Below are 12642 nucleotides of genomic sequence, written 5' to 3' on the forward strand. Positions count from 1 at the left end.
TCATCAACAAGTCACCGACGTGTAGTTCCCTGTGATCGCGCGGCCTCAACAGAGTTATCCACATTTTCCACAGCGGTTAACACGATTACTCCTTAACTCTTTTCAATGAGGGCAGACGACAACCTCAAGGGGTCGAGGGAGCACCGCATCCGCGTCACAGGGCAGGCGCTAGGATTTGTGACGTCCGTGACCGTCAAGCCGACAGAGGTGACTTCGTGAAGTTCCAAGCCAATCGGGATGTGTTCAGCGAGGCTGTCTCCTTCGCGGTGAAGCTCCTGCCGCAGCGGACGACCCTGCCCATCCTGAGTGGTGTCCTCATCGAGACGACGGACAACGGACTCCAGCTGTCGTCATTCGACTACGAGGTATCTGCGCAGACCGAGATCGCCGCAGAGGTCGAAGAGCCCGGACGTGTCTTGGTCTCCGGTCGCCTCCTCGCCGAGATCGCCTCGAAGCTTCCGAACGCACCGGTGCAGTTCTCGACCGAGGAGTCGAAGATCGTCGTCCGTGCCGGATCGGCGAACTTCACCCTGCTGTCCATGCCGGTCGAGGAATACCCGAGCATCCCGCAGGTCGGCGGCGATGCCGGGCTGGTGCCCGCGGAGGAATTCGCCGAAGCCGTCGCCCAGGTGGGCGTCGCCGCCTCGCGCGACGATGTGACCCCCGTCATCACCGGTGTGCAGCTCGAGGTCGGCGACAACACGCTGGGGCTCGTCGCCACCGACCGGTATCGTGTCGCCGTTCGCGAGATCGACTGGGACAACGGCACGACGTCCGGTGAGCCCGTGACCGCGCTCGTTCCGGCCCGGACGCTCACCGAGATCGGCAAGACCTTCGGGCACAGCGGCAACGTCTCGATCTCCATCACCAACCGCGACGACCGCGAGTTGATCGCGTTCACCGCGGACAGGAAGACCGTCACGTCGCTCCTGATCAAGGGCAACTTCCCCCCGGTCCGCCGGCTCTTCCCTGAGCAGGTCGACAACTACGCGGTGATGAACACCGCCGAGCTCATCGAGGCGACCCGCCGAGTCGCGCTCGTCCTCGAGCGCGAGGCCGCGCTCCGTTACACCTTCACCGCCGACGGGCTGACGCTGGAAGCGATCGGATCCGAGCAGGCGCAGGCATCCGAGAGCATCGACGCTCTTCTCACTGGCCAGGAGACGGTGGTTTCATTGAAGCCGCAGTTCCTGCTCGATGGTCTCGGTGCGGTGCACTCGGAATTCGTGCGCATCTCGTTCACCAAGACCGAGAACCCCAACAAGCCGGGCCCTGTGCTCATCACGAGCCAGACGTCCAAGGATCAGGCAGGCGCGGACTCTTACAAGTATCTGCTCCAGCCCAACCTGCTCCTGCGCTAGAACCCGGCGCCGCTGAAGCAAGGAAGAGAAGGACAATCATGCACATCGGCCTCATCGGTCTCGGACGCATGGGCAACAACATGCGTGCCCGGCTCGAGAAGAACGGCATCGACGTCACCGGCTACGACACGAACCCCGAGGTCTCTGACGTCGCGACCGTGGCCGACCTCGTCGCGGCGCTCCCCGCGCCGCGCACGATCTGGGTCATGGTGCCTGCAGGCCAGATCACCGACTCGGTGATCCGTGAGCTCGAACCGCTGCTCGAGAAGGGCGATCTCGTCATCGACGGCGGCAACTCCAAGTTCACCGAGGACTTCAAGCACTCCGAGCTCCTCGCGCCGCGCGGTGTCGACTTCATGGACGTCGGTGTCTCCGGCGGCATCTGGGGACTCGAGAACGGCTACGGCCTCATGGTCGGCGGTTCGGCCGCGCAGGTCGAGCGTGTCATGCCCGTCTTCGACGCGCTGCGCCCGGAGGGTCCGCGCGACGAGGGATTCGTCCACGTCGGCGAGGTGGGCGCCGGTCACTACGCGAAGATGGTGCACAACGGCATCGAGTACGCGCTGATGCAGGCGTACGCCGAGGGCTACGAGCTCCTCGACACGCGCAAGGACATCATCAAGGACGTCACCGGGACCTTCAAGGCGTGGCAGCGCGGGACCGTCGTGCGGTCCTGGCTGCTCGACCTGCTCGTCCGCGCTCTGGAGCAGGACCCGGAGTTCGAGCACATCGAAGGCTACGTGCAGGATTCCGGTGAGGGCCGCTGGACCGTCGAGGAGGCGCTCAACAACGCCGTCCCCGTTCCGACGATCAGTGCCTCGATCTTCGCGCGGTTCGTTTCGCGCCAGGAGGACTCGCCGGCCATGAAGGCCGTCGCCGCCCTGCGGAACCAGTTCGGCGGCCACGCCGTCAAGGCCGTCGACTGAGACGCGTGAACTGAAAACTCTGTGCGTGTCACTCATCTCTCCCTGACCGACTTCCGCAATTACCGCACTGCGGAGGTGCCGTTCGCGGCCGGCGCGAACCTCTTCGTCGGCCGCAACGGCCAGGGAAAGACGAACCTCGTCGAATCGCTCGGCTACCTGAGCACCCTCGGGTCGCATCGGGTGTCGAGCGATCAGGCGATGATCCGGAAAGATGCCGACGCGGCGATCGTCCGGGCACGGATCCAGCACGACGGCCGGGAGATCCTCGTCGAGGTGCAGCTGAACCGCAGCTCACCGAATCGGGCCCAGGTGAATCGGGGCGCCATCAAGCCGCGTGAGCTGCCGCGGTACTTCTCCAGCGTTCTGTTCGCACCCGAGGACCTCGCCCTGGTCCGTGGGGAGCCGGGGATCCGCCGGCGGTTCCTGGATCAGCTTCTCATCCAGCGGAATCCGCGTTTCTCGGCGGTCATCGCCGACTATGAGCGCGTACTGAAGCAGCGGAACACGCTGCTGAAGTCGGCGCGCGCCTCCCGTGTCCGAGAGGACCAGCTGGGCACCCTCGAGATCTGGGACGACCGGCTCGTCCAGCTCGGTTCCGAGTTGATGGATGCTCGGCTCGACCTTGTCGCGCGACTGAGCGATCCCCTCGTCGCGGCGTACCGCTCGGTCGCAGGGGACGACCACCATCCACGGCTTCTCCCGCAGCTCACCATCTACGGCGCGCACGTCGATGAGGAGGAAGGCGCGACGGAAGAGGATGTAACGGGCTCAGCCGGTGTCGCGACCCCTGAGGCCTTCCGCCGGGCGCTGGCGGCCGTGCGCCGCAAAGAGCTCGATCGCGGTCTCACCCTGGTCGGACCGCACCGCGACGACGTGCTGTTCGAGCTGAATGCTCTCCCGGCGAAGGGGTATGCCAGCCACGGCGAATCGTGGTCGTTCGCCCTGGCACTCAAGCTGGCGTCTGCGGAACTGCTCCGCCAGGAGTCGACGACCGGCGACCCGGTGCTCATCCTCGATGACGTCTTCGCCGAACTCGACCAGGCTCGGCGACGGATGCTCGCAACCGCCGTGGCCGGTTACGAGCAGGTGCTCATCACCGCGGCCGTCTACGACGACGTGCCGGACCAACTCACCGCGCACACCATCCGCATCGAGGCGGGCAGCATCGTGGAGACGCCCGATGCCTGATCGCACAACCCGGAACACACCGAGCGAGAGCGAGGCATCGGCCGTCTATCTGCGGCTGAAGGCGCTCTTCACCGGCACGACCTCGCGAAGCCGGCGCGGCCCACGTCGCGAAGAGAGCACGACCGGCAGCCAGCCCTTCGGGTCGGGGCGCGACCCGCGCGGTGTCGGTGACGTCGTCGACGCGCTCGCGGCGCAGCTCGGCTGGACCTCCGCCCTCGCGAAGTCCGACCTGCTGGAGGGATGGCGCGAACTGGCCGGCGAAGAGACCGCGAAGCACGCCGAACCGGACCAGATCACCGACGGTGTCCTTGTCGTCCGATGCGAGTCGACGGCGTGGGCGACGCAGCTGCGGATGATGCGCTCGGAGCTGCTCGCGCGCATCGCGGAGCGATTCCCCGAGGCGGGCATCGAGTCCATCCGTTTTCAGGGACCGGACGCCCCCTCCTGGAAAAGAGGCCCCAGGTCGATTCCAGGGCGTGGCCCGCGCGATACTTACGGCTGAGAGCGCAAAAGAGGTCGCCACAGTGCGGAAAAAGCCTCAGACGGCCGTTTTCGGGGATTTCGGCCCCCGTCTCTTGGTAGAATGGAACGTCACTGTTGAGTGCGGTCAGGAGCCTAATTTCATATGACGATGGAACCGAACGCGGCCGGGACGGAACACGAATACGGCGCGAATGAGATCCAGGTCCTCGAGGGTCTCGAAGCCGTCCGCAAACGACCCGGGATGTACATCGGTTCCACCGGTCCCCGCGGTCTTCACCACCTGGTCTACGAGATCGTGGATAACTCGGTCGACGAGGCCCTCGCCGGTCACGCCGACAACATCGAGGTGACGATCCTCCCGGATGGCGCTGTGCGCGTCGACGACAACGGTCGTGGCATCCCGGTCGATGAGCACCCGGTCGAGAAGAAGTCCACGGTGGAGGTCGTCCTCACCATCCTGCACGCCGGCGGGAAGTTCGGCGGCGGCGGGTATGCGGTGTCGGGCGGACTCCACGGCGTCGGCAGCTCGGTCGTGAACGCGCTGTCCAGCCGCCTCGACGTCGAGGTGCACCGACAGGGTCACGTGTGGCGGCAGAGCTACCGCAACGGTGTCCCGCAGGCTCCGCTCGAGAAGGGCGAGGCGTCGGACCGCACCGGAACGATCATCACGTTCTGGCCGAGTGCCGAGACTTTCGAGACGATCGTGTTCGACTACGAGACGCTGCGCACGCGGTTCCAGCAGATGGCCTTCCTGAACAAGGGACTGCGCATCGCGATCACCGACGAGCGCGCGCCCGAGATCGAGCACGTCGAGGGCGAGGTCGACGAGGAGCACACTCCGCGTCACGAGGTCTTCCTCTACGAGCGCGGTCTGATGGACTACGTCCAGTATCTGAACTCCGCGAAGAAGGTGGAGGTCGTCCACGACGAGATCATCTCGTTCGAGTCGGAGGACACCGACCGCAAGATCGCTCTCGAGGTCGCCATGCAGTGGACGACCAGCTACAACGAGAGCGTGTTCACCTACGCGAACACGATCAACACGCACGAGGGCGGCACGCACGAAGAGGGCTTCCGCGCTGCGCTGACCACGCTGGTCAACCGGTATGCGCGCGAGAAGGGCATCCTCAAGGACAAGGATGACAACCTCTCGGGCGACGACGTGCGCGAGGGTCTGACGGCTGTCATCTCCGTGAAGCTCTCCGAGCCGCAGTTCGAGGGCCAGACCAAGACGAAGCTAGGCAACACCGAGGCCAAGGCCTTCGTACAGAAGGTCGTCGGCGATCAGCTCGGCGACTGGTTCGACCGCAACCCGAACCAGGCGAGGGACATCATCCGCAAGGCGCTCCAGGCCGCGACCGCGCGCCTCGCCGCCCGCAAGGCGCGTGAGACCGCCCGCCGCAAGGGCCTGCTGGAGAGCGGCGGGATGCCGGGCAAGCTGAAGGACTGCCAGTCGAAGGACCCGACGATCTCGGAGATCTTCATCGTCGAGGGTGACTCGGCCGGCGGCTCGGCGGTGCAGGGCCGCAACCCGGAGACGCAGGCGATCCTGCCCCTGCGCGGCAAGATCCTCAACGTCGAGAAGGCGCGGCTCGACCGCGCCCTCGGCAACAACGAGGTGCAGGCGATGATCACGGCGTTCGGCGCCGGCATCGGCGAGGACTTCGACCCGGAGAAGGCGCGGTACCACAAGATCGTGCTCATGGCCGACGCCGATGTCGACGGCCAGCACATCACCACGCTGCTCCTCACCCTGCTGTTCCGCTACATGCGCCCGATGATCGAGCTCGGCTACGTCTACCTGGCGCAGCCGCCGCTCTACCGGCTCAAGTGGTCCAACGCCGAGCACGAGTACGTGTACTCCGACCGCGAGCGCGACGCGTTCCTGGCCGAGGGGCTCGCGGCGGGCAAGCGCATCCCGAAGGACAACGGTGTGCAGCGCTACAAGGGTCTCGGCGAGATGGACTATCAGGAGCTGTGGGAGACCACGATGAACCCGGAGACCCGGACGCTGCTCCAGGTCACGCTCGACGACGCGGCCGCCGCGGACGAGATCTTCGCCACGCTGATGGGCGAGGACGTCGAGTCGCGCCGCTCGTTCATCCAGAAGAACGCCAAGGACGTGCGGTTCCTCGACATCTGATGCTCCGGCATGGGTGAACGACGAGGGATTGCGAGGGAGAGAAGACTGTGACGGACGAAGAGAACGTGTCGGGCGAGAGCGGGGCCGGCTTCGGCATCCACGGCAGGATCGACCAGGTCGACCTGCAGTCGGAGATGCAGCGGTCGTACCTCGACTACGCCATGTCGGTCATTATCGGGCGTGCACTGCCCGAGGTGCGCGACGGGCTGAAGCCGGTGCACCGCCGCGTGATCTACGCGATGTTCGACGGCGGCTACCGCCCGGACAAGGCGTTCTCGAAGTGCGCGCGCGTCGTCGGCGACGTGATGGGACAGTTCCACCCGCACGGCGACTCGGCGATCTACGACGCGCTGGTCCGTCTCGTCCAGCCGTGGAGCCTGCGCTACCCGCTGGCCCTCGGCCAGGGCAACTTCGGCTCGCCGGGCAACGACGGCGCCGCGGCCCCGCGGTACACCGAGACGAAGATGGCCCCGCTCGCGCTCGAGATGGTGCGGGACATCGACGAGGAGACCGTCGACTTCCAGGACAACTACGACGGACGCACCCAGGAGCCGGCGGTCCTGCCGAGCCGGTTCCCGAACCTGCTCGTCAACGGCTCCGTCGGAATCGCGGTCGGCATGGCCACCAACATCCCGCCGCACAACCTGCGCGAGGTGGCCGACGGTGCTCTGTGGCACCTGCAGCATCCCGAGGCCTCCCGTGAGGAGCTGCTCGAGGAGCTCATCAAGCGGATCAAGGGACCGGACTTCCCGACCGGCGCGCAGATCCTCGGCGTCAAGGGTATCCACGACGCCTACCGCACCGGACGTGGCTCGATCACGATGCGCGCCGTCGTCACGATCGAGGAGATCCAGGGTCGGGTCTGCCTCGTCGTCACCGAGCTGCCGTACCAGGTGAACCCGGACAACCTCGCGATCAAGATCGCGGACCTCGTCAAGGAGGGTCGTATCGGCGGCATCGCCGACATCCGCGACGAGACCTCCGGCCGCACCGGCCAGCGCCTCGTGATCGTGCTGAAGCGCGACGCCGTCGCCAAGGTCGTGCTGAACAACCTGTACAAGCACACGCAGCTGCAGGAGAACTTCGGCGCGAACATGCTCGCGATCGTCGACAACGTGCCGCGAACCCTGGCGCTCGACGGATTCATCACCGCGTGGGTGGACCACCAGATCGAGGTCATCGTCCGGCGCACCCGCTTCCGTCTGCGGAAGGCGGAGGAGCGCGCCCACATCCTGCGCGGCTACCTCAAGGCGCTGGATGCGCTCGACGAGGTCATCGCGCTCATCCGCCGCTCGCCGACGGTCGACGACGCACGTGAAGGTCTGAAGACGCTCCTCGACGTCGACGACGTGCAGGCGGATGCGATCCTCGCCATGCAGCTCCGCCGCCTGGCCGCCCTCGAACGGCAGAAGATCGTGGACGAGGCCGACGCGATCGAGAAGCAGATCGCCGAGTTCCACGCCATCCTCGACGACCCGATGCGCCAGCGCTCGATCGTGAGCGAGGAGCTCACCGAGATCGTCGACCGCTTCGGCGACGACCGCCGCACCGAGATCATGTTCGGCTACGACGGCGACATGAGCGTCGAGGACCTCATCCCCGAAGAGGAGATGGTGGTCACCGTCACCCGCGGCGGGTACATCAAGCGGACACGCAGCGACAACTACCGCAGCCAGCACCGCGGCGGGAAGGGCGTGAAGGGCGCGCAGCTGCGCGGCGAGGACGTCGTCGACCACTTCTTCGTGACGACGACGCACCACTGGCTCCTCTTCTTCACGAACAAGGGACGCGTCTACCGCGCCAAGGCCTACGAGGTGCAGGAGGCCGGCCGCGACGCCAAGGGTCAGCACGTCGCCAACCTGCTCGCCATGCAGCCGGATGAGGAGATCGCCGAGATCCTCGACATCCGCGACTACCAGGCGGCGAAGTACCTCGTGCTCGCCACGCGCGACGGCCTGATCAAGAAGACGGCGCTCGAGGAGTACGACACCAACCGTACGGGCGGGATCATCGCGATCAAGCTGCGTGAGGACGACGAGCTCGTCTCCGCGCTGCTGGTCGAAGAGGACTCCGACCTGCTCCTGGTCTCCCGCAAGGGCATGTCCATCCGCTTCACGGCGTCCGACGAGGCCCTCCGTCCGATGGGTCGGTCGACCTCCGGTGTCATCGGAATGCACTTCCGCGGCGACGACCGGCTGCTCGACGCCTCGGTGGTCTCCGACGAGGGCTACGTCTTCGTCGTCACCGAGGGCGGGTATGCGAAGCGCACCGCTGCGGACCAGTACCGACTGCAGAACCGCGGTGGTCTGGGCATCAAGGTGGCCAAACTCAACGACGACCGGGGAGACCTGGTGGGCGCGCTGATCGTCGGCGAAGACGACGAGGTCCTTGTGGTTCTTGCCAGCGGCAAGGTGGTACGCTCTGCCGTGGCCGAGGTACCAGCCAAGGGCCGCGACACCATGGGTGTCGTCTTTGCACGTTTCGCCGAGTCCGACAAGATCATCGCTCTGGCGAAGAACACCGAACGTGATCTCGAATCCTCCCTTCCCGCGGAGGATACCGAGGCCGTCGGGAAGGATGAAACCGCAGATGAGCAGTAGCGTCGCCGAGAAGTTGGCCAAGAAGTCGTCCCGCCGACCCGCATCCGCCAAGCAGGTGCGGCTCAAGCTGGTGTACATCGACTTCTGGTCGACCGTGAAGCTGTCGTTCCTCGCCGGGATCTGCCTCGCGATCATCGCCATCGTCGGCACGTTCCTGATCTGGACCGTGCTCGACCGCACCGGCATCTTCGACCAGGTGAACAGCCTGTTCAAGGACATCTCGGGTGCCGGCGGCAGCGACCTCCGCTCGATCCTGGGGCTCGGTCAGGTGATGGGCTTCTCGCTCATCGTCGCCATCCTCGACATCGTCGTGGTGACCGCTCTGGGCGCCGTATTCGCGCTGCTCTACAACCTTTCGGTGAAGATCACCGGCGGTCTCCTGGTCGGTTTCACCAACAACTGACCGATTTCGCAATGCTCGGGCAGATCGGGTAGTCTCGTATCTGCCCATTCGGGGATATAGCTCAGGCGGTTAGAGCGCTTCGCTGATAACGAAGAGGTCCGAGGTTCAAGTCCTCGTATCCCCACCATCACCTCATACGGGGCCTTAGCTCAGTTGGTAGAGCGCCTGCTTTGCAAGCAGGATGTCAGGAGTTCGAATCTCCTAGGCTCCACCCTTACGGGTCTGTCGCGGTTCACGACTGCGGCGGGACGATCGTCCGCGTCGGGAACGGGCTCGAGTACGAGACGCTCGTTGTCACGCTTCCCAGTGTTCCGACGCGACCGCTGATCTGCTCCAGGTGTCGCATGGAGGTTGCGACCACTTTGAGGATGAAGCAGTCGTCTCCGGTGACGTGGTGCGCCTCGACGACTTCAGGGATCTCGGCGAGCAGGTCGTGGAGCGGCTTGTACTGGCTGCTGGGGTAGCGCAGTCGCAGGTAGGCGAGGATCCCGTAGCCCAGCCGCTCGGGGTCGATCACTGCCCGATAGCCCGTGATCACCCCGGCCTCCTCCAGCCGCCGCACGCGTTCAGCCACCGCGCTGTTCGACATGTGGACGGTGCGGGCCAGCTCGGCGATCGACTGGCGGCCGTCGCGTTGCAGCTCCGCCAGGATGCTCCGGTCGGTGCTGTCGACGGCGAACGTGGAAGTGACGGTCATGGCGTGATTCTGCCATGAGATCGACGGTCGAAGCGGCTGAAGGCCGTGGATCGGTCCTTCAGCCGACCGCCGGGTTTTCCTAGTCTCGTGGCATGACGACAATGACCGAAGACGCCATCCAGCACTTCTCCGCGAAGCTCCGTTTCGAGACCGATCCGTCCGACGTGCACGCCGCGTTCGAGCGTGGCGAGCGCTTCGTCCTCATCGACAGCAGGGCCGCGGCCGCATGGAGTCACGGACGCGTGGCGGGAGCCGTTCACCTCCCGACCGCGGAGATCGAAGAACGGGCGCCGGGGTCGATTCCCCTGGACATGCCCGTTGTCGTCTACTGTTGGGGTCCGGGATGCAACGGTTCCACCCGCGCAGCCCTCGCATTCAGCCGGCTGGGTTACGAGGTGCGGGAGATGATCGGCGGCTACGAGTACTGGGCGCGAGAGGGACTCCCGACCGTGGATGACTCCGGGCCGATCGAGCGGTCGGTCGACCCGCTCACCGCGCCTCCCGGGTTCGCGTGCGCCTGCTGAACCGGACTACTTCAGGAGCCGGGAGAGCACACGATCGGCTAGCGGCTTGCCGCCGGTCTGGCACGTGGGGCAGTACTGGAAGGTGGAGTCGTGAAAGATGACCTGCCGGATGGTGTCGCCGCACACGGGGCACGGCTGACCGGTGCGCCCGTGCACGCGCAGGTTCGACTTCTTCTCGCTCTTCAGCTCAGAGGCGGCCAGGCCGTCCGCTCGGGCGAGAGCCTCCCGCAGCGTCGACTGCATGGCCTCGTAAAGGCGGGCGACGTCGTCGGCCGCCATGTTGGCCGGCTTGTACGGCGACATCTTGGCGACGTGGAGGATCTCGTCGGAGTAGGCGTTCCCGATCCCCGCGATGAGCGATTGATTGCGGAGCACGCCCTTGATCTGCGCGCGCCCCTGCCCGGCGAGGATGCCTGCGAACGCCTCCTCGGTGAACGACGGGTCGAGCGGGTCGGGTCCGAGGCGCTGGATGCCGGGCACCTCGGCCGGATCGCGCACGACGTAGATGGCGAGGCTCTTCTTCGTTCCGGCCTCGGTGATGTCGAGTCCGGAACCGTCGTCCAGAACCAGCCGGGAAGCGAGAGGACCCTTGCCCAGCCGGCCGTTGGGCGGTGGCGGAGGGGAGTCGCGCCAACGGATCCAGCCGGCGCGCGCAAGGTGCACGACGATGTGGAGCTCTCCCGCGGCGATGTCGAGGAACTTGCCGTGGCGGCTCACTCCCGTGATCGTCAAGCCGTGCAAAGCGTCGGCCGGAGGGTCGAAGGTCTTCAGTGCGGAGAAGGCGACGATGCTCAACCGGTCGATGACACGCTGCTTCAGCCGGCCATCGAGGTCGGCGGCGAGGGCGGTGACTTCCGGCAGTTCGGGCATCACCCCTAGTCTGCCCTCGACCACCGACAATGGCAGTACGTTGGTTCGATGGATATCAGAGTGGCTGCATATGGCGTCATCGTCGACGGCGACCGCATCCTGCTCGCGCACTGGAACGAGGGCGGCCGCTCGGGCTGGACCCTGCCGGGCGGCGGCATCGACCCGGGAGAGGACCCGGTGGATGCGGTGGTCCGCGAGATCGCGGAGGAGACCGGCTATATCGCCGAAGCCGGCGACCTGCTGGGGATCGACTCGAAAGTGATTCCGGCCGAACACCGGTTCATACCGGATGCGGGGCCGCTGCACGCCCTGCGGATCGTCTACCGCGCGCAGGTCGTCGGCGGATCGCTCACCAACGAACTCGACGGCACCACCGATGAGGCGGCGTGGTTCCCACTCGACCGCATCCCGAGTCGCCGCGTCGAGCTCGTCGACACGGCACTCGAGATGGCGGGACTGACCGGCCGTCGCTAGACCGTCGCGGCGCCGCGTCCCTGCTCGCCGGGGATGACGATCCACATCACCAGGTAAGCGATGAACTGCGGGCCGGGAAGCAGGCACGACAGCAGGAACAGGACGCGGACGGTCCACGGCCGGAGGCCGAACCGGTTCGCCAAGCCGGCGCACACGCCGGCGATCACACGACCATCACGGGGACGCATCAAAGTGCTCATGCATCCCAGACTCGCAGCGGCGCGCACGCCGCACCATCGGGGTAACCCCCGAACAGACCCTGAGCGGGTGGTCGGACCCTACTGCTGCGCCGTGTCGGTGGCCGCGGGCGTCGTCGGGGTCGTGGGCTCCTCGTCGGCGACCCACAGCTCGTCGTCGGCGCGGAAGGTCTGCCACACGGCGTAGAGGAGGCCGACGGCGGCCACGATGCCGAGACCGATCGCGATCACACCACCGGCGCCGGGGCCGGACTTCTTCGCGGGAGCCTTCGGCTTCTTCGAGAGCTCCTTGCCCGCCTTCTTGAAGTCGCCGGAGAAGGCGGCCGCACGAGCGGCGCGCGCGTGATCGACGACCGAGAGCGCAGTGCCGACGGCCGTGCCAACAGCGGGGATGACGTCCGTCACGACGCGCTGGCGTGCCTGGCCCGCGTAGTGGCTCGCCGTCTCCTTCGCGGTCTGAGCCGCGGGGCGCACGTACAGGTCGTAGCCGTCACGGACGCGCGGCGCGATCTCCTCACGCGTGTAGTAGGCCGCCTGCTTGCGCGCCTCGGCAGCGAGGGCGTTGGCGGTGGCCAGTACCTCCTGCTGCTGAGTCCACAGGTCCTCGGCTCCGCTGCGCAGTCGCTTGAGCTCCTTCTTGCGCTTCCGTGTCAGGCTCATCTGTTCCTCCGTTGGTCGGGGTGGCGACTGACTCCATCTTGCCACCGAAAGGGCTGGGGATGGCCCGAGAGGTCTCGAGCCCGCCCAAGTCAGCTATACGCGCTGTGCAAGAATTG

13 protein-coding genes and 2 tRNA genes are annotated in these 12642 nt (G+C 66.3%); 11 read left to right on the forward strand and 4 right to left on the reverse strand.

Features of this window, described 5'->3' with window-relative positions; all coding sequences use genetic code 11:
- Positions 1-215: 215 nt before the first annotated feature.
- The 9 genes from dnaN (at position 216) to ABIC47_RS06695 (ending at position 9315) form a co-directional block, all read left to right on the forward strand.
- Positions 216-1361: a DNA polymerase III subunit beta gene (dnaN, locus tag ABIC47_RS06655; protein WP_020076179.1), complete on the forward strand. Its 1146-nt coding sequence runs from the start codon at positions 216-218 to the stop codon at positions 1359-1361.
- 38 nt (positions 1362-1399) lie between these two features.
- Positions 1400-2287 carry a phosphogluconate dehydrogenase (NAD(+)-dependent, decarboxylating) gene (gnd, locus tag ABIC47_RS06660; protein ID WP_018189034.1) on the forward strand — a complete coding sequence of 296 codons (888 nt, stop codon included), beginning with the start codon at positions 1400-1402 and terminating at the stop codon, positions 2285-2287.
- Between the two features lie 21 nt (positions 2288-2308).
- Entirely contained in the window at positions 2309-3475 is a 1167-nt protein-coding gene (recF, locus tag ABIC47_RS06665) for a DNA replication/repair protein RecF (protein WP_354478524.1), read from the forward strand.
- Positions 3468-3977, forward strand: a complete 510-nt coding sequence (locus ABIC47_RS06670; protein WP_354478527.1) for a DciA family protein — start codon at positions 3468-3470, stop codon at positions 3975-3977. Before recF ends, ABIC47_RS06670 begins: the two co-directional genes overlap by 8 nt.
- A 123-nt stretch (positions 3978-4100) precedes the next feature.
- A complete protein-coding gene (gyrB, locus tag ABIC47_RS06675; protein WP_018189037.1) occupies positions 4101-6101 on the forward strand; it encodes a DNA topoisomerase (ATP-hydrolyzing) subunit B in 2001 nt (666 codons plus the stop codon).
- A gap of 47 nt (positions 6102-6148) precedes the next feature.
- Complete coding sequence (gene gyrA / locus ABIC47_RS06680) at positions 6149-8701, forward strand: DNA gyrase subunit A (RefSeq protein WP_354478530.1); 2553 nt, start codon at positions 6149-6151, stop codon at positions 8699-8701.
- The gene (locus ABIC47_RS06685; protein ID WP_018189039.1) at positions 8691-9104 is read left to right on the forward strand and encodes a DUF3566 domain-containing protein; all 414 of its coding nucleotides are present in this window, start codon (positions 8691-8693) and stop codon (positions 9102-9104) included. Before gyrA ends, ABIC47_RS06685 begins: the two co-directional genes overlap by 11 nt.
- A 50-nt stretch (positions 9105-9154) precedes the next feature.
- Positions 9155-9231 (forward strand) — tRNA-Ile (locus tag ABIC47_RS06690).
- A gap of 11 nt (positions 9232-9242) precedes the next feature.
- Positions 9243-9315: transfer RNA gene (locus ABIC47_RS06695), tRNA-Ala, on the forward strand.
- A 21-nt stretch (positions 9316-9336) separates the two neighbouring features.
- On the opposite strand, the gene ABIC47_RS06700 is transcribed toward ABIC47_RS06695, so the two are convergent.
- Positions 9337-9801 (reverse strand): Lrp/AsnC family transcriptional regulator, encoded by a 465-nt coding sequence (locus ABIC47_RS06700; protein ID WP_089879431.1) that lies wholly within the window; start codon positions 9799-9801, stop codon positions 9337-9339.
- Positions 9802-9902: 101 nt separating this feature from the next.
- On the opposite strand from ABIC47_RS06700, the gene ABIC47_RS06705 reads away from it, so the two are divergent.
- A complete protein-coding gene (locus ABIC47_RS06705) occupies positions 9903-10325 on the forward strand; it encodes a rhodanese-like domain-containing protein (RefSeq protein WP_354478721.1) in 423 nt (140 codons plus the stop codon).
- Positions 10326-10331: 6 nt separating this feature from the next.
- Here ABIC47_RS06705 and ABIC47_RS06710 read toward each other — a convergent pair whose 3' ends face one another.
- The gene (locus ABIC47_RS06710; protein WP_354478534.1) at positions 10332-11195 is read right to left on the reverse strand and encodes an Fpg/Nei family DNA glycosylase; all 864 of its coding nucleotides are present in this window, start codon (positions 11193-11195) and stop codon (positions 10332-10334) included.
- 48 nt (positions 11196-11243) lie between these two features.
- Here ABIC47_RS06710 and ABIC47_RS06715 point away from each other — a divergent pair, with 48 nt between their 5' ends.
- The gene (locus tag ABIC47_RS06715; RefSeq protein ID WP_354478537.1) at positions 11244-11669 is read left to right on the forward strand and encodes an NUDIX hydrolase; all 426 of its coding nucleotides are present in this window, start codon (positions 11244-11246) and stop codon (positions 11667-11669) included.
- Here the strand turns inward: ABIC47_RS06715 and ABIC47_RS06720 are convergent.
- Positions 11666-11869, reverse strand: a complete 204-nt coding sequence (locus ABIC47_RS06720; RefSeq protein ID WP_029042900.1) for a PspC domain-containing protein — start codon at positions 11867-11869, stop codon at positions 11666-11668. The two genes, ABIC47_RS06715 and ABIC47_RS06720, sit on opposite strands and share 4 nt — an antisense overlap.
- 78 nt (positions 11870-11947) lie before the next feature.
- Complete coding sequence (locus ABIC47_RS06725; protein WP_354478540.1) at positions 11948-12526, reverse strand: hypothetical protein; 579 nt, start codon at positions 12524-12526, stop codon at positions 11948-11950.
- Between the last annotated feature and the right edge of the window lie 116 nt (positions 12527-12642).

Origin of the sequence: Leifsonia sp. 563 (assembly GCF_040545055.1) — a bacterium.
Classification (GTDB): domain Bacteria; phylum Actinomycetota; class Actinomycetes; order Actinomycetales; family Microbacteriaceae; genus Leifsonia.

What these genes read in the sequence shown, in the direction of transcription:
- gnd (WP_018189034.1), top strand. Translation starts at nt 1,400, where the DNA reads ATGCACATCGGCCTCATCGGTCTCGGACGCATGGGCAACAACATGCGT.
- ABIC47_RS06720 (WP_029042900.1), bottom strand. Translation starts at nt 11,869, where the DNA reads ATGAGCACTTTGATGCGTCCCCGTGATGGTCGTGTGATCGCCGGCGTG.
- ABIC47_RS06700 (WP_089879431.1), bottom strand. Translation starts at nt 9,801, where the DNA reads ATGACCGTCACTTCCACGTTCGCCGTCGACAGCACCGACCGGAGCATC.
- ABIC47_RS06685 (WP_018189039.1), top strand. Translation starts at nt 8,691, where the DNA reads ATGAGCAGTAGCGTCGCCGAGAAGTTGGCCAAGAAGTCGTCCCGCCGA.
- gyrB (WP_018189037.1), top strand. Translation starts at nt 4,101, where the DNA reads ATGACGATGGAACCGAACGCGGCCGGGACGGAACACGAATACGGCGCG.
- ABIC47_RS06715 (WP_354478537.1), top strand. Translation starts at nt 11,244, where the DNA reads ATGGATATCAGAGTGGCTGCATATGGCGTCATCGTCGACGGCGACCGC.
- ABIC47_RS06670 (WP_354478527.1), top strand. Translation starts at nt 3,468, where the DNA reads ATGCCTGATCGCACAACCCGGAACACACCGAGCGAGAGCGAGGCATCG.
- ABIC47_RS06705 (WP_354478721.1), top strand. Translation starts at nt 9,903, where the DNA reads ATGACCGAAGACGCCATCCAGCACTTCTCCGCGAAGCTCCGTTTCGAG.
- ABIC47_RS06710 (WP_354478534.1), bottom strand. Translation starts at nt 11,195, where the DNA reads ATGCCCGAACTGCCGGAAGTCACCGCCCTCGCCGCCGACCTCGATGGC.
- ABIC47_RS06725 (WP_354478540.1), bottom strand. Translation starts at nt 12,526, where the DNA reads ATGAGCCTGACACGGAAGCGCAAGAAGGAGCTCAAGCGACTGCGCAGC.